Origin of the sequence: Pandoraea sp. XY-2 (assembly GCF_004193915.1) — a bacterium.
Lineage (GTDB): Bacteria > Pseudomonadota > Gammaproteobacteria > Burkholderiales > Burkholderiaceae > Pandoraea > Pandoraea cepalis.
In genome coordinates this window covers 2,988,700-3,013,404 of record NZ_CP030849.1, presented here as the reverse complement: position 1 = coordinate 3,013,404, position 24,705 = coordinate 2,988,700, and the positions used below count along the sequence as shown (strand labels likewise).

Here is a 24,705-nt window from a genome sequence, read left to right as displayed (position 1 = left end):
CAAACCTCCTGCATTGGGAAGTTGATGCGTTCAGTCTCGCATGAATTGCACAAGCGCATCGAGCAGCGCGTCGGGCTGCTCCGTCATGATCGCGTGGCCGGCATTGACGACCTTGACCGAAACGGGGGCACCGGCGTCGCGCAACGCATCGAGCAGGGCTTGCGCTGCGCGGGGCGGCGTCATCTGATCGCGTTGCCCCAACACCGCGAGTACCGGACATCGAACCTGCGAGGCCGCCGCCATCCCCCGATCGTAGCGATTGCACGCCTCGAAGTCGGTAAGAAACACCTTGGCGGGATTGCGTTGCGACACGCGCTCCATCAAGCGTTGATTGATGCCCCATGTCCAGAAACCCGGGCCGGGCGCCGAGGGCTTGGCGGCCAGCGTGCTGTGCGACCAGGCGTTGACGAGGGCGATCGCCTCCGGCTCACGTTCGTCGGCAGCTTCGAGGAGGACGTCGGAGACTTTCATTGGGTAAGCGGTGCCCACCAGGGCGATACGGGACACCCGCTCGGGATAGCGGGCGGCGGCGTCCAGCGCAATCAGCGACCCCATGCTGTGCCCGACCCAGGTCGCGTTTCCGATGCCGGCGGCATCGAGCACGGCGACCACGCGATCGGTCATCGCTTCAATGGTCGTCAATGGGGCGCCCGTGCTGCGGTGATGTCCGGGCAGATCGAGCGCGAGTACGTTCATGCCGTGATGGGCGAGGTACCGGCTCTGCAACCCCCACACGCTGTGATCGTGCTGTGCGCCATGCAGGAAGACGACTGTCGGCAGCGCGGGATCCATCGATTTGCCGGCGGTGTAGGCGTAGACGTTGTTGCCGTTGATGTCGAACTTCATCGTGCTTGTCCCTTGGCCGTGGATTTGACTGCCGCCTTCAGGCCGCGTTTGAGATCCTGGATCAGGTCGTCCGGGTCTTCCAGGCCGATCGACAGGCGTACGGTGCCCTCTCCGATACCGGCTGCCGCGAGCGCCGCGGCGTCCATGCGGAAATGCGTGGTGGAGGCAGGGTGAATGACCAGGGAGCGTGCGTCGCCGACATTGGCCAGATGCGAGAAGAGCTGCAGCGATTCGATGAAACGACGCCCGGCCTCCCGGTCGCCCTTCAGATTGAAGCTGAAGACGGCACCCGCGCCGCGCGGGAGCAGTCGCTTGGCCAGTGCGTAGTCGGGATGCGACGCCAGTTCCGGATAGGCGACGCTTGCCACCGCCTCGTGCTCCGCCAAGAACGCCACCACCCGACGTGCGTTGTCGACGTGCCGCGCCATGCGAAGTGGCAGCGTTTCGAGGCCTTGCAGCAGTTGCCATGCCGCCTGCGGATGCAGGCATGCGCCAAAGTCGCGCAAGCCCTCGCGTCGCGCGCGCAACAGGAATGGCGCGACCGAGCTTTCCTCGGCGAAGACCATGCCGTGGAAGCCGTCGTACGGCTCGGTCAGTTCGGGAAATTTGCCGCTTCGCTCGTAGTCGAACGTGCCCCGTCGATCAGAATGCCGCCGATGGTCGTGCCATGTCCTCCGAGGAACTTGGTGGCCGAGTGATAGACGATATCGGCGCCATGATCGAACGGCTGGATGAGCCACGGTGTGGTGAACGTGCTGTCCACCATCAGGGGCACGCCTGCGTCATGAGCGATCTCGGCGACCTGGGCGATGTCGAGGACGTCGAGCCCCGGATTGCCGAGCGTTTCGCCAAAGAACAGCCGGGTTTCGGGGCGCACGGCGGCGCGCCAGCCGTTCAGGTCGCCAGGACGCACGAAGGTGGTCTCGATGCCGAAGCGGCGCAGCGTGTAATGCAGCAGATTGTGCGAACCGCCGTACAGCGCGCTGGACGCCACGATGTGCGAACCCGCGCCCATCAGGGTAGCGATGGCCAGGTGCAGCGCGGCCTGGCCGCTTGCCGTGGAAATGGCGCCGACGCCGTTTTCCAGTGCGGCCATGCGCTCTTCGAAGACGGCATTGGTCGGGTTGGAGATGCGCGAATAGACATGGCCGGCGCGTTCCATGTTGAAAAGCGCGGCTGCCTGATCGGCATCGGAGAAGACAAACGACGTGGTCTGGTAGATCGGCGTGGCGCGCGCCCCGGTGGCGGGGTCGGGGGCGGCCCCGGCGTGCAGGGCAAGCGTGTCGAAGTGCGGGACTGACATGTCGGAGAGGGCCTCTCGGTTGGCTTGACGTTGAGTGGGCGGCGATTTGGCGCTGGCGTGTGATGCGGACATCACGTATGCGGCAATCCTAGCACCACCGCCATGCATCTCGACAGGCGCTGCCGCCCCCATTGGCAAAATGCCGGTGCTGTCCGATGTCTGAGGTGCGGCGATGCCCGATCGATCCTCGGAATCGGCCGAAAACCCTCGTCGCACGGACATTGGCGCGTCTTGTTCCTTTCCTTTTCAGACGCTTTCCGATAGCATCTTTCGAACATGATCCAATCACAATAACGAGGGGACAGCGGCGCGCGCGCCGGCGATCCGTCTCGAACGCCGAAGTCTGGCAAATGCGTCCGGTGGCATCGTCCTGCCGCGGTTGCCCGAGCATCTCAATGAGGAGTGTGTGCCATGCGTGTGTCTGACATCCTGAAAGTAAAGGGCAACACCCTTTTCACCGTGACCCCGGAGACGTTGCTGGCCCAAGCCGTCGACACGATGGCGGAGCACGACATTGGTTCGCTCGTCGTGATGGAGTTCGGCGATCTCGTGGGGATGCTCACGTTCCGCGAAATCATCAATACGATCAGCGAGAACGGCGGTACGGTCGGCAGTTCCACAATTCGCAAAGTCATGGACGACCATCCGCTCACCTGCACGCCGGAGACGGATGTCGACGAAGTCCGGCGCATGATGCTTGAGCGTCACGCCCGATATTTGCCGGTCATGGACAATCGCACGCTCATGGGCGTGATTTCCTTCTACGATGTGGCGCGTGCCGTCGTCGAGGAGCAATCCTTTGAAAATCGCATGCTCAAGGCCTACATTCGCGACTGGCCGGCCGAGGAAGCGGAAAACACCAAGTGAGTGAGGCCAGCCAGCGCGGGGCACGCGGCGAGGGCCACCAATCACGACTGTTGAAAGAGCGGCGCTTTGCGCCGTTCTTCTGGACCCAGTTTCTGGGTGCGATGAACGACAACGTGTTCAAAATCGCATTCACGTCGCTCGTCACCTATCACGCATCGCTTTTTCAGAACGTCGACGGCAAGACGGCAGCATTCCTAATCTCGGCCATCTTCATCGCGCCGTTCCTGTTGTTTTCCGCGACCAGCGGGCAAATTGCCGATAAGTGGGACAAGGCGCGCCTGATCCGTTTCGTCAAAACGCTGGAGATCGCGATCATGGCGCTCGGCGCGGCCGGCTTTCTCTGGGCGAGCGCGCCGCTGCTGTTCGTGTGCACCTTCCTGATGGGGCTTCACTCCACGCTCTTTGGGCCGGTCAAGTACGCCTATCTGCCTCAGCACCTGGCCACGCGCGAACTGGTGGGGGGAAACGGTCTGGTCGAAATGGGCACGTTCGTGGCCATCCTGATCGGCACGATTGTCGGCGGCGAACTGGCTGGCGCCGGGGCGAGCTCGCTGCCATGGATCGGCGGCGTTTGCCTGGGACTGGCCTTGTTGGGCCGGCTGGTGTCGACGTGGGTGCCGCAAACGCCCGCGGCGCAGCCGGATCTGCGCATCAATTGGAATCCGTTGACCGAGACGTGGAGAAATCTGTGCATCGCGCGTAAGGACCGCGCGGTCTTCCAGAGTCTGCTCGGAATCTCGTGGCTTTGGTTTCTTGGGGCTACCTTTCTCGCGTCGTTTTTCAATTTCGCGCATGACGTGCTCGGCGCCGGTCCGGGTGTCGTCACGCTGCTGCTGGCCATGTTCTCCCTGGGCATCGGGATTGGGTCGCTGTTGTGCGAGCGGCTTTCGGGCGGCAAGGTGGAAATCGGACTCGTGCCGTTCGGCTCGATCGGCATGACGGTGTTCGCGGTCGATCTTTATTTTGCGAGTCGGGGCGGCGCTCACGGCGCGGCCTTGCAGACGGTGGCGCAGTTCGCTTCACAACCGGCCCATTGGCGCGTGCTGGCGGACCTGTTCCTGCTGGCGATGTTCGGCGGCTTCTACAGCGTGCCGTTGTACGCGTTGATCCAGAGCCGTAGCGCACCGTCGCATCGCGCGCGCATCATCGCCGCGAACAACATCCTCAACGCGTTGTTCATGGTCGTGTCGGCCCTCATGGCGATGGCGCTCACGAAAGTCGGGTTCACCATCGACCAGTTGTATCTCGTCACCGGCATTCTCAACGCGCTGGTGGCCGTCTATCTATACCTGCGACTCCCGGAATTCCTGATTCGCTTCGCGATGTGGCTGCTGTTGCACACCCTCTATCGCATCGACGTCAAAGGGGCGGATCAGATTCCGGACGACGGGCCATGCCTGCTGGTCTGCAACCACGTCAGCTTTGCCGATGCCGTGGTGATTGGGGCGTCGATCCGGCGTCCGGTTCGCTTTGTGATGGACCACCGCATTTTCCGCATCCCGGTGCTGTCGTGGTTCTTCCGTACGGTCGGCGCCATTCCCATTGCCCCGGCACACGAAGACGCAGCCGCGCTCGACCGTGCCTACCAGTTGATCGCAGACGCGCTGGCGGCGGGCGACGTCGTTTGCCTCTTTCCTGAGGGTAAGCTCACGGCATCCGGCGAGCTGCAGGTCTTCCGTCAAGGGTGCAGCACATCGTCGAGCGCACGCCCGTGCCGGTAGTGCCGATGGCGCTTCGCGGGTTGTGGGGAAGTTTCTTTTCGCGACATGGTGGCGCGGCAATGTCACGGCCGTTCAAGCGTGGCATTCTGAACCGGCTCGAGCTTGTCATCGGGGCGCCGGTGTCGCCTGCGCAGGCAACGCCGGAAACCCTGCGCGACAAGGTGCTCAAGCTGCGCGGCCCCTGGCCGGTGTGAAGGGCGTCTCCTCGTGAATCGCGGCCGTGGCTCGGAAGTCTCCGACGCCACGCCCAAAAAGCGCCCAAAATGCCGCCGGCCGGTCGTTTAGCGTCATCAACCGTCGCACAGGGCGGCGCGGTGTGGCGGGATCGCTGGCATAATAGGGCCTTCCCGTCCTCCCCGAACCCGATCCCCGTATGTCTGGCAATACGCTTGGAACTCTGTTTACCGTCACCACTTTCGGCGAATCGCATGGCCCGGCCATTGGCTGCGTGATCGATGGCTGTCCGCCGGGAATGGCGCTCACGGAAGCCGACATCCAGGGGGAGCTGGATCGCCGCCGTCCTGGCACGTCGCGCCACGTTACGCAGCGCAACGAACCGGACGCCGTCGAGATCCTCTCCGGTGTGTTCGAGGGCGTAACGACGGGGACGCCCATCGCACTGCTGATCCGCAATACCGATCAACGCAGCAAAGATTACGGCAACATCGTCCAGACGTTCCGCCCCGGACATGCCGATTACACCTATCTGCAAAAGTACGGCGTGCGCGATTACCGCGGTGGCGGACGCTCGTCCGCACGGCTCACGGCGCCCGTCGTTGCCGCCGGCGCCGTCGCCAAGAAGTGGCTGGCCGAGAAATTTGGCGTGCAGGTGTACGGATGCATGACGCAACTCGGCGACATCGAGATTGCACAGACGGATTGGTCGCAGGTGTCGAAGAATCCGTTCTTCGCCGCCAACGCGGAAGTCGTCCCGCAACTGGAAGCGTATATGGATGACCTTCGCAAGGCGGGCGATTCGGTCGGGGCGAAGCTGCGCGTTGTGGCGACCGGCGTTCCGGTGGGCCTTGGAGAGCCGCTGTTCGATCGCCTGGATGCCGATATCGCCCACGCGATGATGGGCCTGAATGCCGTCAAGGGCGTGGAGATCGGTGCGGGTTTCCGCAGCGTCACGCAAAAGGGGTCGGAGCACGGCGACGAACTGACGCCGGAGGGCTTCGTCGGGAACAACGCCGGCGGCATTCTGGGCGGCATTTCGACCGGTCAGGATATCGACGTGTCGATCGCAATCAAGCCCACGTCGAGCATTCGTACACCGCGTCGCTCGATCGATGTTGCCGGTCACGCGTCGACGGTGGAAACGTTCGGGCGGCATGACCCTTGCGTGGGAATTCGCGCGACGCCGATTGCCGAAGCGCTGCTCGCGCTCGTGTTGATCGATCACGCGTTGCGTCACCGCGCGCAGTGTGGCGATGTGCAAGTCAACACGCCAGTCATTGCGGCGCGCGTGCCGGAATGACGCCGCTGGACTGACGAGGCGCAAGGCGCACGCCGGGCGTCGTCAGCCGCAGTGAAGGCCGCCGGGCGAACCGGCGGCGATACCGCATTACATATTCGGGTAGTTCGGCCCGCCCCCTCCTTCCGGCGTAACCCACACGATATTCTGCGTCGGGTCCTTGATGTCGCAAGTCTTGCAATGCACGCAGTTCTGCGCGTTGATTTGCAACCGCTCGGACTCGTCCTCGTTCTTCACGAACTCATACACGCCTGCCGGGCAATAGCGCTGCTCAGGCCCCGCGTATTCGGACAGATTGATGCCAACCGGCACGCTCGGATCCTTGAGCGTGAGGTGCGCCGGTTGGTTCTCCTCGTGGTTGGTGTTCGAGATGAAGACCGACGACAGACGATCGAACGTGAGCTTCCCATCCGGCTTGGGGTAGGCGATCGGTTGGCATTGCGCGGCCGGCAGCAGGCACTCATGATCGGCCTTCTTGCGGTGAATCGTCCATGGCATCTTGCCGCCGAGCAGCTTTTGCTCGATGCCGGTCATGATCGTGGCCACGGTCAGGCCCTTCTTGAACCACTGCTTGAAGTTGCGCGCCTTGTTCAGCTCTTCGTGCAGCCACGATTGCTCGAACGCGGCCGGGTAGGCGCTGAGTTCGTCACGCTGGCGCTCGGCAACCAGCGCGTCGAAGGCGGCATCGGCTGCCATCATGCCGCTCTTGATAGCGGCGTGGCTGCCCTTGATCCGGCTGACATTGAGGAAGCCCGCTTCGCACCCGACCAGCGCACCGCCCTTGAAAACGAGCTTCGGCAGGGCCAGCAGACCGCCCGCTGTAATGGCGCGTGCACCGTATGAAATGCGCTTGCCCCTTCGAGGAAGTGCCGGATCGACGGATGCGTCTTGTAGCGCTGGAACTCCTCGAACGGCGACAGGTATGGATTGCCGTAGTCGAGCCCAACGATGAAACCGACCGCCACCTGATGATTTGGCAGGTGGTAGAGGAACGAGCCACCGTAGGTTTGCGCGTTGAGCGGCCAGCCGGCCGTGTGGATGACGAGACCTTCCTTATGCTTGGCCGGGTCGATTTCCCACAGTTCCTTGATGCCCAGGCCGTAGGCCTGCGGATCGCGGCCTTCGTCGAGATTGAACTTGCGCATCAATTGGCGACCCAGGCTGCCCCGCGCGCCTTCCGAGAAGATCGTGTACTTGGCGTGCAGTTCCATGCCCAGTTGGAAGTTCTCGGTCGGTTCGCCGTCCTTGCCGACGCCCATGTTGCCGGTCGCCACGCCCATGACCGCGCCGTTCTCGTCGTACAGGATCTCGGCGGCCGGGAAACCCGGGAAGATTTCGACGCCCAGCGCTTCGGCTTGTTGTCCGAGCCAGCGCACGACATTGCCCAGGCTGATGACATAGTTGCCGTGATTCTGGAAGCAGGCGGGCAGCAGCCACGACGGCGTGGGGGTCGCGCCGGTCTCGTTCAGGAACAGGAAGCGATCTTCAACGACCGGGGTGTCGAGCGGTGCACCAAGGGCTTTCCAGTCGGGGATGAGTTCGGTCAGCGCTTGCGGATCCATGACCGCGCCGGACAGGATGTGCGCCCCGATTTCCGAGCCTTTTTCCAGGACACATACGGAAATCTCCTTCCCAGCCTCCTGCGCGCGCTGCTTCAAACGGATTGCCGTGGACAGGCCGGCCGGACCGCCGCCAACCACGACGACGTCATACTCCATCGACTCCCTCGGGCCGTACTGCTCAAGCAGCTTGGGATCCATTGATGCTCCTGTTATAAACGTTAGAATTCGTGGGTGCGGCCATTTTCCGGGAATGGGGGGCACCTCGCAACCGCATATTAATAGCACGATCGTTCGGTATGGTAGGTAAGCAACTCTAGCGGCAGGCCAAGCGGCGCTGCCGTTGGTCAATGGGTGTCCAGGCTCGAGGGAGAAGACGATGGGGCGTTCGCTGAATCTCGAAGGGAAAGTGGCGATGGTGACGGGGGCCTCGAGCGGACTTGGCATGCAGTTTGCCAAGGTGCTGGCCCAGGCCGGGGCAAAGGTCGTGCTGGCCAGCCGGCGTGTCGAGCGGCTCAAGGAATTGAGGGCGGAGATCGAGGCGCAAGGCGGTGCGGCGCACGTCGTTCCCCTCGATGTGACCGACTACGACAGCATTCGCGCCGGGGTGGCCCATGCCGAGACCGAGGCGGGGGCCATTGATATTCTGATCAACAACTCCGGTGTGTCGACCCAGCAGCGTCTGGTCGACGTTACGCCCCAGGACTACGACTACGTCCTGAACACCAACACGCGCGGCACCTTTTTCGTGGCGCAGGAAGTCGCCAAGCGCATGATTCGGCGGGCAAAGGGCGACCCGCAGCGCCAGCACCGGATCATCAATGTGGCGTCGGTGGCCGGGCAGCGCGCGATTTCCATGCTCGGCGTGTACTGCGTGAGCAAGGCGGCGGTCATCCACATGACCCGCGCGATGGCACTCGAATGGGGGCGTTACAACATCAATGTCAATGCGTTGTGTCCGGGCTATATCGACACCGAGATCAACCACGAACATTGGCAGACCGACGCCGGTCGCAAGCTCGTTCAGATGCTGCCCCGCCAACGCGTCGGCGAACCGAGCGATCTGGACGGGCTGATTCTGCTTCTCGCCTCAGACGATTCCAGGTTTATCAACGGGTCGATCATGACGATCGACGATGGGCTGGCAGTCGGCTGAGCCTCGTCAGGCCTTGTGCCACGGCGATTTGGGGAATTGGGCAGGCGCGCTGCAATGCGGCAATCCGGGATTGTCCGAGGCAGTCAGCGTAGCGGAGACAAGCGCATAATTCTCGGGTGCTAATGGGGTCTTGAAGGACGTCGCGTTGACGTCGGATCCCGAAACATCTTGAGGACATCATGTTGAATCAAGGCTGGCGGGCGCTCGTCGGCGTCGCGCTCGCCCTCGCCGCAATCGCGCTGCCGGTGGCCGCGCAGCCCTACAAGGCTGAATACTCGCTGTCGATCATGCCCGATGCCGGCACGCCCTGGGGCAAAGGCACGCAACTTTGGGCGGACATGGTGCGCGAGCGTACGCGTGGGCGCATCAACATTCGACTGCACACAGGCGCCTCGCTCGTGGGCGGCGACCAGACGCGCGAATTCTCCGCATTGCGTCAGGGCGTGATCGACATGGCGGTCGGCTCGACGATCAACTGGTCGTCCGCGATACCCGAATTCAATGTTTTCTCCCTGCCATTCCTGCTGCGTGGCTGTCGTTCTCTTGATGCCCTGACGCAGGGCGACGTCGGGCGCGAGCTGTTTCGCCGCGTGGAAGAGCAGGGCGTTGTACCTCTGGCGTGGGGCGAGAATGGCTTTCGGCAACTGAGCAACTCTCGCCGGTCGATCCGTGCGCCGGAGGACATGCGCGGCCTGCGTTTCCGTGTTGTCGGGTCATTGCTGTTCAACGACATCTTCACGGCATTGGGCGCCGTGCCGACTCAGATGACGTGGAACGATGCGGTGCGCGCGCTGCGCGCACGCAAGATCGACGGCCAGGAAAATCCGATCACGGTCTTCAACAATGTGCGGCTCGATACGTTGGGACAGCGCTTCATCACGGTGTGGGATTACGTCGCCGATCCCATCGTGTTCTCCGTCAACCGACAGGTCTGGGATAGCTGGTCGCCGCAGGATCGCGACATCGTTCGCGACGCAGCGATCGAGGCAGCGCGATTCGAAGTGACGCTCGCAAGAGAAGACGCGATGCGCGGCGAGAATGCCGCGTGGGACGATCTGGCAGCGCGCGGCGTGAAGGTCACGCGACTCACGCCGGAACAACGCCAGCGCTTTGTCGACGCGACGCGCCCCGTCTATGCGAAATGGAAAGTGCTGGTCGGACGCGATCTGGTCGACAAGGCCGAAGCCGCCGTGAAAGACGAGGCAACGATCGCCAAGACGCACGACGCCGGCGCGCGCAAGTAGTTGTCCCGGCTCGCGTCGGAAATGTCTGTGGCGGTGGTCTCACGCGATTCTGAAATGGCAGCCGCTCGTCGCTATTCGCCGAGGGTTGACGCACACCGAACGCTCCGACGCGCTACACTTTCTCCCCATGACGTCCTGTCACTACGCGGCAGGGCGTCGATTTTCAATATGGGGAATTTGCAGTGTCGTCAGAATACAAAGAAGTCTTTCGGATGAGCATGCCCATTCGCTGGGGCGATATGGATGCTTTCGGGCATGTGAATAACACCGTCTACTTCCGCTACATGGAGCAGGTCCGTATCTCGTGGCTGGAGTCGCTCGACATCGCGTCGGAAGAAAGCTCGACGGGCGAGGGGCCGGTGATCATCAACGCGAACATGACGTTCTTGCGTCAGTTGCGCTATCCCGGCGATATCGATTGCCGCATGTCGGTGGGCGCGCTGGGCCGAAGCAGCGTCGACACACGTTTTGAGCTGCGCTGCGCCGATACGCCGGATGTCCTGGTCGCCGAGGGCGGTGCGAAGATCGTTTGGGTCAACTACAAAGCGGAAAAGTCGGTGCCGCTGCCGGAAGCGGTGCGCGCGCTGATGGCTTGAGGCTTGTTTCGGTGAAGCGGGAAGGGGGCGCGGCCTGCCCCTGGCGTTGCTCAGTTGCCGAGGAGTCGCTGAACGAGTTCGGTCGCCGTGCCGGCGCCGTACTTCTGCATCAGGCGGGCGCGGTAGATGTCGACGGTACGCGGGCTGATGTCGAGAATCTTGCCGATCTGCTTGCTCGTCTTGCCCTGCACGAGTTGTGCCGCGATTTCGCGCTCGCGAGCGGTCAGTGCCACGGCGACGCGACGTGTGGCCGACATGTCCTCAAAGGTCCAGAGGCCGGCGGCGTGCGGGTCTTTCACATCGAGCGAGCGACCCGTCACGTGGCACCAGAAAAGCTCGCCGCTGGCCCGGCGCATGATGCGCTCGTCAGCATAGACGCCCTGCGCGCTCATGATCGGCGGAATGCGCTCGCCAATGCGCTCGAACTCCTTGGGGGACGGATACAGCACCTGGAACGACTGACCGATCAGGGCCTCGGGCTCGTAGCCGAAGATCTTGCCAAGCTGTCGATTGCAGTCCTCGATGATGCGCTGGCGCGAAATGACCAGGCCGACGGGTGCGATGTGAAAAGCGGTCTGGTAGTCGAACGTCGGCATGGGGGAGCGGCGCAGATCCTGTCTGGGCGCGTGCCGGTGGATCGCGTGTTATGGCCCGGCGCGCAAGGAGATATGTAATTTCACGTATTGTGCCCGATTTGCCCGGCACCGTAAGCTCTATGATTGCATGAGGTGCGTGGCCACGGCGATTCAAGGGGCGACGCAAGCCTCGCGACGCGCAAGCGCGCGACATAATTTCAATTCTCAACCGAGGGAAAGGGACACACGATGAACAAGGTATACGCCAGCGCCAAGGAGGCGCTCGCCGATGTTGTCGCAGACGGGCAAACGCTCGCTGTCGGCGGCTTCGGCCTGTGTGGCATTCCCGAGGCCCTGATCGCCGCGTTGCGCGACTCGGGCGTCAAGGGGCTCACCTGTATCAGCAACAACGCCGGCGTGGACGGCTTCGGTCTGGGTTTGCTGCTCGAGACGCGTCAGATCAAGCGGATGATTTCGTCGTACGTTGGCGAGAACAAGGAGTTCGAGCGCCAATATCTGGCGGGCGAACTCGAGCTCGAATTCACCCCGCAGGGCACGCTGGCCGAAAAACTGCGCGCCGGTGGCGCAGGCATTCCGGCGTTCTTCACGAAGACGGGCGTGGGTACGGTAGTCGCCGAAGGCAAGGAAATCCGTGAATTCGACGGCGAGACGTACGTCATGGAGCGCTCGCTGCGCGCCGATATCGCGCTCGTGAAGGCCGCCAAAGCGGATCGCGCGGGCAACCTCGTGTTCAATCGCACCGCCCGCAACTTCAACCCGGTGGCGGCCATGGCCGGCAAGATCACCATCGTCGAAGTCGAGGAACTGGTCGACACCGGTTCGATCGACCCGGACGACGTGCACCTGCCCGGCATCTTCGTTCAGCGCATCGTGCTGAACGCGCATCCGGAAAAACGCATTGAACAACGCACGGTTCGTGCCAAGTAAGCGCCGAGATCAAGGAGATAACCATGGCATGGAATCGTGATGAAATGGCTGCGCGCGCGGCGCGAGAGCTGGAAGACGGCTTTTACGTGAACCTCGGCATCGGTTTGCCCACGCTGGTGGCGAACCATGTGCCCGACGGCATGGAAGTCTGGCTGCAATCGGAGAACGGCCTGCTCGGTATCGGCCCGTTCCCGACCGAGGACGAAGTCGATGCAGACATGATCAACGCGGGCAAGCAAACGGTGACGACGCTACCGGGTTCGTCGATCTTCTCGTCGGCGGACTCGTTCGCGATGATCCGTGGCGGCCACATCAATCTGGCAATCCTCGGGGCGATGCAGGTCAGCGAAAAAGGCGACCTCGCGAACTGGATGATCCCGGGCAAGATGATCAAGGGCATGGGCGGTGCGATGGATCTTGTCGCCGGTGTCGGTCGCGTGGTTGTGCTCATGGAGCACGTTGCCAAGGGCGACGCCCACAAGATCCTGAAGGCCTGCGATCTGCCGCTGACCGGCCTTGGCGTGGTCAACCGCATCATCACCGACCTCGGTGTGATCGATGTGACGCCGGACGGTCTGAAGGTGGTCGAGCTCGCGCCGGGCGTGACGAAGGAAGAAATTTCGCAGAAGACCGGGGCACCGCTCGACACGAGCGCTGTCTGACGCGTGGGTGACGTGGCCGTCGTCTCTTGTGGCCTGAATGCCAGGGGCGTGTGACACGCGGTATTGCTGAGGGTTGCCGTGGCCGTTGAACCCGGTGACCGATGGAAGGCGAAGCGGGCGGGGATTTCCCCGCCCGTTTTGTTTTGGCGGTGCCGGTGAGTCGGCCGCTATCCGGGTTCTGCGCGACGCCGCGCGCCGTGTTGCGGGCATCGCTGCAAAGGTAGACGGCAAGCGCGGTAGAATTCGGTTCTGGAAACCGATCCGATGAGTCTGTCATGTCGAGCTACGCGCCGCGCCTGTCGAACGTTCAGTGCCTGAGCCCTTCCGGGTTGCATCGTATGGCGTACACGGAATGGGGCGATCCGGAGAATCCGCGCGTTCTGTTGTGCGTGCATGGGCTGACGCGATGCGGTCGCGATTTTGACGTGCTGGCGAAGACGTTCGCAAACGACTACCGTGTCGTGTGTCCCGACGTGGTTGGGCGCGGACAGTCGTCGTGGCTGCGCAATCCCGCAGGCTATGTCGTGCCGCAATACGTCTCCGACATGGTGACGTTGATTGCGCGCCTGGGCGTGACGTCCGTGGACTGGTTCGGCACCTCGATGGGCGGGTTGATCGGCATGGGCCTCGCGGGCTTGCCCGATACGCCGATTCGCAATTTGTTGCTCAACGATGTCGGACCGCACATCGATGTCGCCGCGCTCGCACGCATCGGTCAATATGTCGGTACGCCGAAGCGTTTTGCATCGATCGACGAGGGGGCCGACTACCTCTGGTCGATCTCGTCGTCATTCGGTCCGCATACCCGGGAGGAATGGTGCGCATTGTGCGAGCCGCTGCTCAAGGCCGACGGCGATGGGTATGTGTTGCGTTACGATCCGTCGCTCGGAGCGGCATTTGCCGCGATTTCGCCCGAGGCCGTAGCGGCGGGAGAGGGCATGCTCTGGGCGTCGCTTGCGGCATTTTCCGGGCGCCTGTTGATTGTGCGCGGCGAGCAGTCGGATCTGCTCTCTCGCGCGACGCTCGAACAAATGCTGGCGCTCGCGCAACACGCACGCGCCGTGGAAATACCCGGCGTGGGACACGCGCCGACGTTTGTGCATGCGGATCAGATCGAGATCGCACGCCGATTTTTTGAGGGATTTGCCGACTGACACTCGCTCCGGTGGTGGGGTGTGGCGACAAGTCCGACGTTCGAAGAACACGAGGAGTCTTACATCATGGCAGTACAACGTTTCTACGTCGAAAAGCGCTGGTCGGACATGGCGGTGCACAACGGCACCGTTTATCTGGCAGGGCAGACGCCGGATGACCGCACGCAGGACATGGTCGGTCAGACGCGTCAGGTACTCGCGCATATCGACCGCCTGCTCGCCGAGGCGAATAGCGACAAGTCGCTGATTCTTTCCTGTCAGATCTATATTTCGGACATGAAGTATTTCGGCGAAATGAACCAAGTGTGGGACGAATGGGTGCCGGCGGGTAATGCACCTCCGCGTGCCACTGTGCAGGCGTTGCTCGCCGACCCTGCCATGCTTGTAGAAATCGTGGTGGTGGCGGCTCAGCGCGAAGGCTGAGTCTCACGACCCGTATCATCAGGGGCGCGCGTCGCCCCATGTTCCGACATGAACCAACATCAAGCACCGACCTCCGCTGGCACGAATTCGACAACGGCGCCCGACGCCCGGAATTCGACCCCGGGCGTGGGTGATGTGCCCCTGCCCGCCACGCTCGAGAACGCGCTCGCGTTCGCCACGACCCTGTGCGGCGAGCATGTGCTCTCGTCCGGCGAGCCGATCATGGCGCACGCACGCGGCATGCTCGCGATTCTCGATACGCTGCGCGTGGACGAGGCAACGCATCAGGCCGCGGCGCTCTTCTCCGCCGTCGAGTTCCTGCCGGATCCCCAAACCACGTTGACCCAAACCTTCGGCGCCGAAGTGGCTGCGCTCGTGATCGACGTGCGCAAGTTGCAGCGGCTCTCGGGCGCGGGCTCGCGTGCCGCGCAGGCCATGCCGACCGACGGGCGCGATCGCGACGCCGCGGCAGAGCGCAAGTCGCAGGTCGAAGGGCTGCGCAAGATGCTGCTCGCGTTTGCGCAAGACATCCGTGTGGTGATGATCCGGCTGGCGTCGCGTCTGCAATCGCTGCGCTGGTATGCGGCGCAGAAGAAGGCACCCCCTGAGGAGATGCCGCACGAGGTGCTCGAGATCTATGCGCCGCTTGCGAACCGCCTCGGCATCTGGCAACTGAAGTGGGAGCTCGAAGACCTCGCGTTCCGCTTCCTGGAGCCAGTCACTTACAAGCAGATTGCCAAGCTGCTCGAAGAGAAACGCGTCGAGCGTCAGACGTTCATCGAGGGAGCGATCCAGCGACTTCAGGACGAACTGGCGCGCGCGGGTGTCAGGGCCGAAGTGTCCGGGCGGCCGAAGCACATCTACAGTATCTGGAAGAAGATGCGCGGCAAGGCGGTCGATTTCGCCGAACTGTACGATGTGCGAGCGTTTCGCGTGATCGTCGACGATATTAAGGATTGCTACACGGTGCTGGGCATTGTCCACAACCTGTGGCAGCCGATTCCGAAAGAGTTCGACGATTACATCTCGCGTCCGAAGCCCAATGGCTACAAGTCGCTGCACACCGTGGTGATCGGCGATGACGGGCGGGCATTCGAAGTGCAGATACGCACGAATGAGATGCATCACTTTGCCGAGTATGGCATCGCGGCCCACTGGCGCTACAAGGAAGCGGGGCAGCGCGGCTACGGCGGCGCGTTTTCGGCGAACGAGGCCTACGACGAGAAGATCGCGTGGCTGCGCCAGTTGCTCGCGTGGAAAGACGATGTGGCCGATACGGTGGGCGCCGAGGGGGCCGCGCAGCCGTGGGCGCAGCTCAAGCGCGCGACGATCGACGATCATATCTACGTGCTCACGCCGCAGGCGCGCGTGATCGCGTTGCCGCAGGGGGCGACGCCGGTCGATTTTGCGTATCACCTGCACTCGGAGCTGGGGCATCGTTGCCGTGGCGCGCGTGTCGACGGCGCGATGGTGCCGCTCAATACGCCGCTGCAGAACGGGCAGACGGTCGAAATCGTGACGGTCAAGCAGGGCGGCCCGTCGCGCGATTGGCTCAACACGCAGTTGGGGTATTTGCAGAGTCATCGGGCGCGTCAGAAGGTGCGTCAGTGGTTCAATACCATCGATCTCGAAGAAACGATCGCCCATGGCCGAACGCTGATCGACAAGACGTTGCAGCGCGAGGGCAAGACGTCGGTCAATCTGGAGGAACTGGCGGCTCGGCTCGGATTCCGGACGCCGGATGACCTTTACGCGTCGATTGCCAAGGACGAGTTCAGCCTGCGACATGTCGAGCAGGCGCTGTCGGGCAACTTGCCGGGGCCGGAGCCGCGCGACGAGGACACGCTCGTCGCGAAGAAGAGCCTCGACACCAGCGTCACGCAGGGGGCCAAGAGCGGCGTGCTGGTCGTGGGCGTCGGCGCGTTGCTCACGCAACTGGCCAAGTGCTGCCGTCCGGCGCCGCCGGATCCGATCGTGGGGTTTGTCACGCGCGGCAAGGGGGTATCGATCCACCGTCAGGATTGCACGAGCTTTCACGCCATGAAGGCGCGGGCGCCGGAGCGGGTAATTCAGACCGCGTGGTCGGCCGATGTGCTCGAAGGGCGGGGCGTGGCGGCGTATCCGGTGGATATCCAGATCGAAGCGACCGATCGTCAGGGATTGCTGCGCGACATCTCCGAAGTGTTCTCACGGGAAAAGCTCAACGTCACCGGGGTCAGCACGCAGTCGCGGGGGCACAGGCGTTCATGCAGTTCACCGTGGAAGTGCGCGATGGCGGGCAGTTGCAGCGCGCGCTGGCGCAACTGGGCGGGGTGGCGGGGGTGATGTCGTCGCGGCGGCGGTGATCGGCATTTGCGGCAGGCACAATATTCGCTTGGCGACTCGCTGAAATATTGCTAGAATCTCGTTCTCTTGTAGTAGGCTCGTAGCTCAGCTGGTTAGAGCACCACCTTGACATGGTGGGGTCGTTGGTTCGAGTCCAATCGAGCCTACCAACGAATTTGATGCATGACAGTCCGCGAGACCCCGCAGACACAGACGCTGGAAAACACTCATGTTGAAGACGGCCCGAACTTTCACTGTGGTGAAGGTGCGACGTTAAGTCGAGGGTGTTTTTCGTCTGGATGCAAGGAATGAAGAGACGGCCTCGACGACAGTCGAGGCCGTTTTTTTTCGTGGTTTTGCCGCGTGGCGTTGGCCGCGCGTGATGCTTTTGCGCATGGGAGTGCGACATGATTTCGGTACGTTTGCCTGACGGCTCGCAACGCCAGTACGAAGCCCCGCTCACGGTGGCGCAAGTCGCCGGCTCGATCGGCACGGGCCTGGCCAAGGCTGCCCTGGCCGGCCGCGTCGACGGCAAGCTGGTCGATACGTCCTATCTGATCGAGCGCGATGTGAGTCTCGCCATCGTCACGGACAAGGACGCCGATGGCCTCGACGTCATTCGTCACTCGACGGCTCACTTGCTGGCCTACGCCGTCAAGGAGTTGTTCCCTGAAGCGCAGGTCACGATCGGCCCGGTCATCGAAAACGGCTTCTACTACGACTTCGCGTTCCACCGCGCCTTCACGCCGGAAGATCTCGATGCCATCGAGAAGAAGATGCACGAGCTGGCCAGGAAAGACGAGCCGGTCACGCGCGAAGTGCTCTCGCGCGACGACGCCGTGCGTCTGTTCCTGTCGATGGGTGAGAAGTACAAGGCCGAGATCATCGAATCGATTCCGGCGACGGACGAGATCGGCCTGTATCGCGAAGGCAAGTTCGTCGATCTTTGCCGGGGGCCGCATGTGCCGTCGACGGGCAAGCTCAAAGTGTTCAAGCTGATGAAGGTGGCGGGCGCCTACTGGCGCGGCGACGCCACGAAAGAGCAGCTTCAGCGCATTTACGGCACGGCCTGGACAAAAAAGGAAGACCAGGACGCCTATCTGCACATGCTCGAAGAGGCGGAAAAGCGCGATCACCGCAAGCTCGGCCGCGCGCTCGACTTCTTCCACATGCAGGAAGAGGCGCCTGGCCTCGTCTTCTGGCACCCGAAGGGCTGGACGCTCTGGCAGCAGGTCGAGCAGTACATGCGCCGCGTCTACCGCAACAACGGTTATCAGGAAGTGAAGGGTCCGCAGATTCTCGACCGTGCGCTTTGGGAGAAGTCGGGCCACTGGGAGAACTACAAGGACAACATGTTCACGACGGAATCGGAGAATCGCGCGTATGCGCTCAAACCGATGAACTGTCCGGGCCATGTGCTGATTTACAACTCGGCGCTGCACAGCTATCGCGATTTGCCGCTGCGCTACGGCGAGTTCGGCCAATGTCACCGCAATGAGCCGTCGGGCGGTTTGCACGGGCTGATGCGCGTGCGCGGCTTCACGCAGGACGACGGTCACATTTTCTGTACGGAAGATCAGATTCTCGACGAGTGCGTGAATTACACGGCGCTGCTGCATGCCGTGTACAAGGATTTCGGCTTCACCGACATGATCTACAAGGTCGCGACGCGCCCTGAGCATCGTGTGGGTTCGAACGAGAACTGGGACAAGGCTGAATTTGCGCTGATGGAGTCGCTGCGTCGTTCAAACTGCGAATTCGTGATCGCGGAGGGCGACGGGGCGTTCTATGGCCCGAAGATCGAATACACGCTCAAGGACGCGCTTGGCCGGCAATGGCAGTGCGGCACGATGCAGGTCGATTTCTCGATGCCGGAGCGCCTGGGCGCCGAATACGTGGCGGAGGACAACGGCCGCCGTCGTCCGGTCATGCTTCACCGGGCCATCCTGGGGTCGCTCGAGCGTTTCATCGGCATTTTGATCGAGCACCATGCTGGTGCAATGCCCGTCTGGCTCGCTCCGGAACAGGTCATTGTGCTGAATGTGTCCGAAAAAACGGCCGATTATGCCCACGCAGTAACGAAAAAGTTGAAAGAACAAGGGCTTAGGGCTCGGAGCGATTTGCGCAACGAGAAAATTAGCTATAAAATACGCGAGCATTCCTTGCAGAAGGTTCCCTACCTTGTTGTCGTAGGGGACAAAGAGCAGGAAGCGAATACGGTAGCCGTGCGTGCCCGTGGCGGCGTGGATCTGGGTGTGATGCCCGTTGACGCGCTCATCGAACGTCTGGCGCAGGAATGCGCAACGTTCCAATAACGCCTGTCGGACCGCGCGGCTAAATTTTTTGTTTTTTTCGAGGATAAGCAACATCGCTACCGATAAAGCGCATCGCATCAATGGCGAAATCACTGCGCCTGAAGTGCGTCTAACCGGGGTCGACGGTGAACAGCTCGGCATCTTGAAACTTGCCGAGGCTTTCCGTCTGTCCGAAGAGGCCGACGTAGATCTGGTGGAAATCGCGCCGCAGGCGCAGCCGCCGGTGTGCCGCCTGATGGACTATGGCAAGTTCAAGTATCAGGAACAGAAGAAAGCGCACGAGAACAAGCTGAAACAGAAGGTTGTTCAGATCAAGGAAGTCAAATTCCGGCCTGGCACCGACGACGGCGACTACAACGTCAAGTTGCGCAATCTGAAGCGGTTCCTCGAAGAAGGCGACAAGACCAAGATCACGCTGCGTTTCCGCGGCCGTGAGATGGCTCACCAGGAAATCGGCGCTCGCATGCTGGAACGTCTGAAGTCCGATCTCGAAGAGGTCGGCCAGCCGGAACAGATGCCGAAGATGGAAGGCCGTCAGATGATCATGGTCATCGCGCCGAAGAAGAAGTAACGCCGTGGCGGTATCGATCGATACCGCCGGGCTGCAAGGAATTGCCGCCGTGGCCCGCAAGGCCGCGGCAGTGATGCAGGGTGCTGTCTGACCCTGAATACAAGTGGTCTCGGGTTCTACAAGGGGCGCGATTTTGGCGTCACACCTGTGATCATGTTAAAAACTCGGAGTTTTTCATGCCTAAGATGAAAACCAAGAGCGGTGCCAAGAAGCGCTTTCGCGTGCGTCCTGGCGGTACCGTTAAGCGTGGTCAGGCTTTCAAGCGTCACATTTTGACGAAGAAGACCACCAAGAATAAGCGTCACCTGCGCGGTGCCGTCGGCGTTCATGAGTCTGATCTGAACTCCGTACGCGCAATGCTGCCCTTCGCTTAAACCCCGACTTAGATAGGAGAGAAACATGCCTCGAGTCAAACGTGGGGTCACCGCACGGGCCCGCCATAAGAAAGTCATCGCTGCTGCCAAGGGTTTCCGCGGCCGTCGCAATAACGTCTTCCGCATCGCCAAGCAAGCGGTCATGCGCGCTGGGCAGTACGCCTATCGCGATCGCCGTAACAAGAAGCGCGTTTTCCGCGCCTTGTGGATTGCGCGTATCAATGCAGGTGTGCGTCAGCACGGTATGACCTACAGCGTGTTCATCGCTGGTCTGAAAAAGGCCTCGATCGAACTCGACCGCAAGGTGCTGTCCGACATGGCCATCAACGACAAGCCGGCGTTTGCCGCGATTGTCGCCCAGGTGAAAGCCGCCGTCGCAGCCTAAGCTGTAGTTAGCGTATCGCGCGCTTTACCGCGTGCCATTCGCCAGGAGGGGGCTCTCATCGGAGCCCCCTTTTGTTTTTCGCATGCCTTTTCGCTGGTTTTTTCGCTGGCATCTGCGGCCATTCCGACCGCCTAACTTGAGTCTGTAGCATATGGATCTGGAACTTATCGTCAGCGAAGCGCAGCGTGCGTTCGCCGCCGCTCCCGACGCCGCCGCGCTGGAAAACGAGAAAGCCCGCTTTCTCGGCAAGACCGGCCAACTGACCGAGTTGCTCAAGGGCCTCGGCAAGCTTGATCCCGACGCGCGCAAGCATGAAGGCGCACGGATCAACGCGGCCAAGCAACAGATCGAAGGCGCCCTGCAGGCGCGCCGCCAGGCCATGGCCGACGCGCTGCTCGACGCGCGCTTGTCGGCCGAGGCCGTCGACGTCACGCTGCCCGGCCGAGGCCTGGGCGCTGGCAGCCTGCACCCCGTGCTTACCACCTGGGAGCGCGTTGAACAGATTTTCCGTTCCATTGGGTTCGACGTGGCCGACGGCCCCGAAATCGAAACCGACTGGTTCAACTTCACGGCGCTGAACAGCCCGGAAAACCACCCCGCCCGCTCGATGCAAGACACGTTCTACATCGAAGGGAACGACGACGCCGGCAAGCCGTTGCTGCTGCGCACGCACACGAGTCCGATGCAGGTGCGTTACGCGCGCATGAACAAGCCGCCGATCAAGGTGATCGCGCCGGGCCGTACGTATCGCGTGGATTCGGATGCCACGCACTCGCCGATGTTTCATCAGGTCGAGGGCCTGTGGATTGCCGAAGACATCAGCTTCGCCGACCTGAAGGGGGTGTACACCGATTTCCTGCGCAAGTTCTTCGAACGCGACGACATTCAGGTGCGTTTCCGCCCGTCGTATTTCCCGTTCACTGAGCCGTCCGCTGAAATCGACATGCAGTTCGAAACGGGCAAGAACGCCGGCAAGTGGCTGGAGATCTCGGGCTCGGGGCAGGTGCATCCGACGGTCGTGCGCAACATGGGACTCGACCCGGAGCGTTATATCGGCTTCGCGTTCGGTTCGGGTCTGGAGCGTCTGACGATGCTGCGCTACGGCGTGCAGGATCTGCGACTGTTCTACGAGAACGACCTGCGCTTCCTGCGCCAATTCATGTAATCGATGCCGACGGCCCCGGACTGGCGCGCGAAGCCGCTGCCGCCGGGCTCTCGGAAGTGAAGACTTAACTGCGAGCGAACTGATCCATGCAATTCTCTGAATCGTGGCTGCGTACCTTGGTCGACCCGGATTTGTCGACGGACGCGTTGGCGCATGCCCTGACGATGTCCGGGCTCGAAGTCGAGGAAACCGACCCGGTCGCCCCGCCGTTTACCGGTGTGGTCGTGGCCAAGGTGCTCGACGTCGCCCGGCATCCGGACGCCGACCGTCTGAACGTGTGCCAGGTCGACGCCGGTACCGGCGAGACGCTCACCATCGTGTGCGGCGCCCCCAACGTGGCGCCGGGCATCAAGGTGCCGTGCGCGACCGTGGGTGCGGCATTGCCCCGGCCGAGGCCGGTGGCGCCCCATTCCAGATCAAGATCGGCAAGCTGCGCGGCGTGCAGAGTTTCGGCATGCTGTGCTCGGCGCGCGAACTGAAGCTCTCGGAAGACCATGGCGGTCTGATGATCCTGCCGGACGACGCGCCGGTCGGCATGAGCATCCGCGAGTATCTCGATCTCGACGACACGGTGTTCGTCGTCAAGCTCACGCCGAACAAAGCGGATTGCCTGTCGCTGCTGGGCATCGCCCGCGAAGTGGCCGCCATTACCGGCGCGCCGCTCAAGGACTTGCCGGGGCAGGGCGCTCAGCCCGCGACGATCGCCGACACGCTGCCGGTGCGGATCAGCTCGCCGGAAGGTTGCGGTCGCTTCGGCGGCCGAATCATCCGCAATGTGAATGCTGCCGCAGCGTCGCCGCGCTGGATGGTCGAGCGCCTTGAGCGCGCCGGTCAGCGCAGTATCTCCGCGCTGGTCGACATCACCAACTACGTGATGCTCGAATTGGGCCAGCCGCTGCACGTCTACGACCTGAACCGCCTGCAAGGGGGGATCGACGTGCGCTTCGGGCGGGCGGGCGAAACGCTCAAGCTGCTCAACGAACAGACCGTCACGCTCGACGAGAACGTGCTCGCCATCACCGACGCCAGCGGTCCGATCGGGCTCGCCGGCATCATGGGCGGCGACTCGACCAAGGCGGGTCTTGAGACGCAAAACATCTTCCTCGAAGGCGCGTTTTTCTTTCCGCAGGCGATTCAGGGCCGGGCACGCAAGTACAACTTCACGAGCGATGCCTCGCACCGCTTCGAGCGCGGCGTCGACTTCGCCGGTAATGGGCGCGCGCTTGAGCGCGCCACGCAACTGGTGCTGGACATCTGCGGCGGCCAGGCCGGTCCGCTTGAAGACCAGATCGCACAGTTGCCCGAGCGTCAGCCCGTGACCCTGCGCGTCGCCCGTGCCATCAAGATTCTGGGTGTGCCGGTTTCCGAGGCGGAGATGAGCGCGATCTTCACGCGCCTGGGTCTGCCGTTCACCTTGCAGAATGGCGTGTTCAGCGTCACGCCGCCGTCGTATCGATTCGACATCGAGATCGAAGAAGATCTGATCGAAGAGATTGCACGCATCTACGGTTTCGATCGCATTCCGGCCAATCCGCCGGTCGCTGCAAGTGAAATGCGCCCGACGCAGGAAGGCCGCCGCTCGCAACACGCGTTGCGTCACGCCGTGGCGGCGCGCGATTATCACGAGACGGTTGGCTTCAGCTTCGTCGACGTTGAGTGGGAAGCCGATTTTGCCGGCAACGATCACCCCATCAAGCTGCTCAATCCGATCGCCAGCCACCTGGCAGTGATGCGCTCGACGCTTATCGGCAGCCTGATCGCGAGCACGCGCTACAACCTGAACCGCAAGGCGTCGCGTGTACGCGTATTCGAGATCGGCCGCACTTACCATCGAGACAATACGGTCGCCTCGGGCGAACTGAGCGTTGGTGGTTACCGTCAGCCGCTCACGGTTGCGGCGCTGGCCTATGGCCCGGTGTTCGACGAGCAATGGGGCGCGGCAACGCGTCAGGTCGATTTCTTCGACGTGAAGGGCGATCTCGAAGCGCTGTTGTCCCCGCGCACGGCACGCTTCGTGAAGGCCGAGCACCCGGCCTTGCACCCGGGGCGCAGCGCGGCGATCGAGGTCGATGGCAAGCGTGTCGGGATCATCGGCGAGCTGCATCCGCGCTGGCAACAGAAGTACGACTTGCCGCATGCGCCGGTGTTGTTCGAGATCGAGGCGGAAGCGTTGCTGGTGCGCGACGTCGCGAGCTACGAGGACATCTCGAAGTTCCCGCCGGTCACGCGCGACATCGCGCTGGTGGTGGATCAGGCGCAGCCGGTGCAAGGCCTGATCGACGCCATGCTGGCAGCGCGTCACGACGATCCGGCATGCAGCGTCGTGCAATCGGTTCGCCTGTTCGACGAGTTCCGTCCGAAGGCCGGTGCAGCCTCGGGCTCGCTGGGGGCTCAGGACAAAAGCGTGGCGTTTCGTGTTACTCTGCAGGACCCCTCGGGTACGTTGCAAGACGAGACGGTCCAGGGCGCCATCAACGCACTGGTACAACGGGTAGAAGGGTTCGGCGCACGTTTGCGCGCCTGAAACTCAGTCAACATCCGCTTGCGAGTTGGTTATCGCACTGTCATCGCCATCGCGTGGGACGTATGAACGAAATGAATCCTGGTGAATTTGAAGCCATGCTCGCGGCGCAGCGCATCGCGCTGGGTCGCAGCGACACGAACGAGGTCTCGACCGAAGCGCCGACGCTGACCAAGGCCGAACTGGCCGAGTTGCTGTTCGAGCAAGTCGGTCTGAACAAGCGCGAAGCGAAGGATATGGTCGAGGCCTTCTTTGAATCGATCCGCGATGCGCTTGAGTCTGGCGACAGCGTCAAGCTCTCCGGCTTCGGTAATTTCCAGTTGCGCGACAAACCGCAACGACCCGGCCGCAATCCGAAAACCGGCCAGGCGATTCCGATTGCCGCGCGTCGGGTGGTGACCTTCCACGCCAGCCAGAAACTCAAGTCGATGGTGGAATCAGGCGTGCTGGGCAAGTGATTCCCGGCCGCCGCTTTCTGTGGCGGCCGCTGGTCTTTCCTCCGCTGTTTAACCGTCGTCCCA

17 protein-coding genes, 1 tRNA gene and 5 pseudogenes are annotated in these 24,705 nt (G+C 62.5%); 19 read left to right on the top strand and 4 right to left on the bottom strand.

The window, feature by feature from the left end; all coding sequences use genetic code 11:
• Positions 1 to 30: 30 nt before the first annotated feature.
• Positions 31 to 846 (bottom strand): alpha/beta fold hydrolase, encoded by an 816-nt coding sequence (locus DRB87_RS13585; protein ID WP_130026275.1) that lies wholly within the window; start codon positions 844 to 846, stop codon positions 31 to 33.
• Positions 843 to 2,149 (bottom strand): annotated as a pseudogene (locus DRB87_RS13580) (O-acetylhomoserine aminocarboxypropyltransferase). Before DRB87_RS13580 ends, DRB87_RS13585 begins: the two are co-directional and overlap by 4 nt.
• 411 nt (positions 2,150 to 2,560) lie before the next feature.
• On the opposite strand from DRB87_RS13580, the gene DRB87_RS13575 reads away from it, so the two are divergent.
• The 3 genes and pseudogenes from DRB87_RS13575 to aroC all read left to right on the top strand — a co-directional run bounded on the left by DRB87_RS13575 (position 2,561) and on the right by aroC (position 6,214).
• On the top strand, positions 2,561 to 3,016 hold the full coding sequence (locus DRB87_RS13575) for a CBS domain-containing protein (RefSeq protein WP_130026274.1): 456 nt from the start codon (positions 2,561 to 2,563) through the stop codon (positions 3,014 to 3,016).
• A gap of 101 nt (positions 3,017 to 3,117) precedes the next feature.
• Positions 3,118 to 4,931: pseudogene (locus DRB87_RS13570) on the top strand (MFS transporter).
• Positions 4,932 to 5,110: 179 nt separating this feature from the next.
• Entirely contained in the window at positions 5,111 to 6,214 is a 1,104-nt protein-coding gene (aroC, locus tag DRB87_RS13565) for a chorismate synthase (RefSeq protein WP_130026273.1), read from the top strand.
• A gap of 87 nt (positions 6,215 to 6,301) precedes the next feature.
• Here aroC and DRB87_RS13560 read toward each other — a convergent pair.
• A pseudogene (locus DRB87_RS13560) lies at positions 6,302 to 7,971 on the bottom strand (electron transfer flavoprotein-ubiquinone oxidoreductase).
• Between the two features lie 178 nt (positions 7,972 to 8,149).
• On the opposite strand from DRB87_RS13560, the gene DRB87_RS13555 reads away from it, so the two are divergent.
• From DRB87_RS13555 to DRB87_RS13545, 3 genes are all read left to right on the top strand, one after another.
• Positions 8,150 to 8,926, top strand: a complete 777-nt coding sequence (locus DRB87_RS13555; protein ID WP_130026272.1) for an SDR family oxidoreductase — start codon at positions 8,150 to 8,152, stop codon at positions 8,924 to 8,926.
• A 179-nt stretch (positions 8,927 to 9,105) separates the two neighbouring features.
• On the top strand, positions 9,106 to 10,170 hold the full coding sequence (gene dctP / locus DRB87_RS13550; RefSeq protein WP_130026271.1) for a TRAP transporter substrate-binding protein DctP: 1,065 nt from the start codon (positions 9,106 to 9,108) through the stop codon (positions 10,168 to 10,170).
• Between the two features lie 212 nt (positions 10,171 to 10,382).
• Positions 10,383 to 10,766 carry a thioesterase family protein gene (locus DRB87_RS13545; protein ID WP_130026270.1) on the top strand — a complete coding sequence of 128 codons (384 nt, stop codon included), beginning with the start codon at positions 10,383 to 10,385 and terminating at the stop codon, positions 10,764 to 10,766.
• 50 nt (positions 10,767 to 10,816) lie between these two features.
• On the opposite strand, the gene DRB87_RS13540 is transcribed toward DRB87_RS13545, so the two are convergent.
• On the bottom strand, positions 10,817 to 11,362 hold the full coding sequence (locus tag DRB87_RS13540; protein ID WP_130026269.1) for a PAS and helix-turn-helix domain-containing protein: 546 nt from the start codon (positions 11,360 to 11,362) through the stop codon (positions 10,817 to 10,819).
• Between the two features lie 228 nt (positions 11,363 to 11,590).
• On the opposite strand from DRB87_RS13540, the gene DRB87_RS13535 reads away from it, so the two are divergent.
• The 13 genes and pseudogenes from DRB87_RS13535 (at position 11,591) to DRB87_RS13475 (ending at position 24,642) form a co-directional block, all read left to right on the top strand.
• Entirely contained in the window at positions 11,591 to 12,289 is a 699-nt protein-coding gene (locus tag DRB87_RS13535; RefSeq protein ID WP_017233315.1) for a CoA transferase subunit A, read from the top strand.
• Between the two features lie 23 nt (positions 12,290 to 12,312).
• Complete coding sequence (locus DRB87_RS13530; protein WP_017233316.1) at positions 12,313 to 12,951, top strand: CoA transferase subunit B; 639 nt, start codon at positions 12,313 to 12,315, stop codon at positions 12,949 to 12,951.
• A 275-nt stretch (positions 12,952 to 13,226) separates the two neighbouring features.
• A complete protein-coding gene (locus DRB87_RS13525; RefSeq protein WP_130026268.1) occupies positions 13,227 to 14,105 on the top strand; it encodes an alpha/beta fold hydrolase in 879 nt (292 codons plus the stop codon).
• 66 nt (positions 14,106 to 14,171) lie between these two features.
• On the top strand, positions 14,172 to 14,528 hold the full coding sequence (locus DRB87_RS13520; protein WP_017233318.1) for a RidA family protein: 357 nt from the start codon (positions 14,172 to 14,174) through the stop codon (positions 14,526 to 14,528).
• A gap of 48 nt (positions 14,529 to 14,576) precedes the next feature.
• A pseudogene (locus DRB87_RS13515) lies at positions 14,577 to 16,873 on the top strand (bifunctional (p)ppGpp synthetase/guanosine-3',5'-bis(diphosphate) 3'-pyrophosphohydrolase).
• 74 nt (positions 16,874 to 16,947) lie between these two features.
• A tRNA-Val gene (locus DRB87_RS13510) sits at positions 16,948 to 17,023 on the top strand.
• 237 nt (positions 17,024 to 17,260) lie between these two features.
• Positions 17,261 to 19,168, top strand: a complete 1,908-nt coding sequence (gene thrS / locus DRB87_RS13505) for a threonine--tRNA ligase (protein WP_130026267.1) — start codon at positions 17,261 to 17,263, stop codon at positions 19,166 to 19,168.
• A 28-nt stretch (positions 19,169 to 19,196) separates the two neighbouring features.
• Entirely contained in the window at positions 19,197 to 19,739 is a 543-nt protein-coding gene (infC, locus tag DRB87_RS13500) for a translation initiation factor IF-3 (protein WP_017233321.1), read from the top strand.
• A gap of 176 nt (positions 19,740 to 19,915) precedes the next feature.
• Positions 19,916 to 20,113 carry a 50S ribosomal protein L35 gene (gene rpmI / locus DRB87_RS13495; RefSeq protein WP_010806049.1) on the top strand — a complete coding sequence of 66 codons (198 nt, stop codon included), beginning with the start codon at positions 19,916 to 19,918 and terminating at the stop codon, positions 20,111 to 20,113.
• 25 nt (positions 20,114 to 20,138) lie between these two features.
• Positions 20,139 to 20,498 carry a 50S ribosomal protein L20 gene (gene rplT / locus DRB87_RS13490; RefSeq protein ID WP_010806048.1) on the top strand — a complete coding sequence of 120 codons (360 nt, stop codon included), beginning with the start codon at positions 20,139 to 20,141 and terminating at the stop codon, positions 20,496 to 20,498.
• A gap of 151 nt (positions 20,499 to 20,649) precedes the next feature.
• Positions 20,650 to 21,663, top strand: a complete 1,014-nt coding sequence (pheS, locus tag DRB87_RS13485; RefSeq protein ID WP_017233323.1) for a phenylalanine--tRNA ligase subunit alpha — start codon at positions 20,650 to 20,652, stop codon at positions 21,661 to 21,663.
• A gap of 86 nt (positions 21,664 to 21,749) precedes the next feature.
• Positions 21,750 to 24,187 (top strand): annotated as a pseudogene (pheT, locus tag DRB87_RS13480) (phenylalanine--tRNA ligase subunit beta).
• 62 nt (positions 24,188 to 24,249) lie between these two features.
• Positions 24,250 to 24,642 carry an integration host factor subunit alpha gene (locus DRB87_RS13475; RefSeq protein ID WP_017233325.1) on the top strand — a complete coding sequence of 131 codons (393 nt, stop codon included), beginning with the start codon at positions 24,250 to 24,252 and terminating at the stop codon, positions 24,640 to 24,642.
• Positions 24,643 to 24,705: the final 63 nt, after the last annotated feature.

Excerpts from the sequence above, each read along its gene's own strand:
- DRB87_RS13585 (WP_130026275.1), bottom strand. The coding sequence starts at position 846 with ATGAAGTTCGACATCAACGGCAACAACGTCTACGCCTACACCGCCGGC.
- DRB87_RS13575 (WP_130026274.1), top strand. The coding sequence starts at position 2,561 with ATGCGTGTGTCTGACATCCTGAAAGTAAAGGGCAACACCCTTTTCACC.
- aroC (WP_130026273.1), top strand. The coding sequence starts at position 5,111 with ATGTCTGGCAATACGCTTGGAACTCTGTTTACCGTCACCACTTTCGGC.
- DRB87_RS13555 (WP_130026272.1), top strand. The coding sequence starts at position 8,150 with ATGGGGCGTTCGCTGAATCTCGAAGGGAAAGTGGCGATGGTGACGGGG.
- dctP (WP_130026271.1), top strand. The coding sequence starts at position 9,106 with ATGTTGAATCAAGGCTGGCGGGCGCTCGTCGGCGTCGCGCTCGCCCTC.
- DRB87_RS13545 (WP_130026270.1), top strand. The coding sequence starts at position 10,383 with ATGAGCATGCCCATTCGCTGGGGCGATATGGATGCTTTCGGGCATGTG.
- DRB87_RS13540 (WP_130026269.1), bottom strand. The coding sequence starts at position 11,362 with ATGCCGACGTTCGACTACCAGACCGCTTTTCACATCGCACCCGTCGGC.
- DRB87_RS13535 (WP_017233315.1), top strand. The coding sequence starts at position 11,591 with ATGAACAAGGTATACGCCAGCGCCAAGGAGGCGCTCGCCGATGTTGTC.
- DRB87_RS13530 (WP_017233316.1), top strand. The coding sequence starts at position 12,313 with ATGGCATGGAATCGTGATGAAATGGCTGCGCGCGCGGCGCGAGAGCTG.
- DRB87_RS13525 (WP_130026268.1), top strand. The coding sequence starts at position 13,227 with ATGTCGAGCTACGCGCCGCGCCTGTCGAACGTTCAGTGCCTGAGCCCT.
- DRB87_RS13520 (WP_017233318.1), top strand. The coding sequence starts at position 14,172 with ATGGCAGTACAACGTTTCTACGTCGAAAAGCGCTGGTCGGACATGGCG.
- thrS (WP_130026267.1), top strand. The coding sequence starts at position 17,261 with ATGATTTCGGTACGTTTGCCTGACGGCTCGCAACGCCAGTACGAAGCC.
- rpmI (WP_010806049.1), top strand. The coding sequence starts at position 19,916 with ATGCCTAAGATGAAAACCAAGAGCGGTGCCAAGAAGCGCTTTCGCGTG.
- rplT (WP_010806048.1), top strand. The coding sequence starts at position 20,139 with ATGCCTCGAGTCAAACGTGGGGTCACCGCACGGGCCCGCCATAAGAAA.
- pheS (WP_017233323.1), top strand. The coding sequence starts at position 20,650 with ATGGATCTGGAACTTATCGTCAGCGAAGCGCAGCGTGCGTTCGCCGCC.
- DRB87_RS13475 (WP_017233325.1), top strand. The coding sequence starts at position 24,250 with ATGAACGAAATGAATCCTGGTGAATTTGAAGCCATGCTCGCGGCGCAG.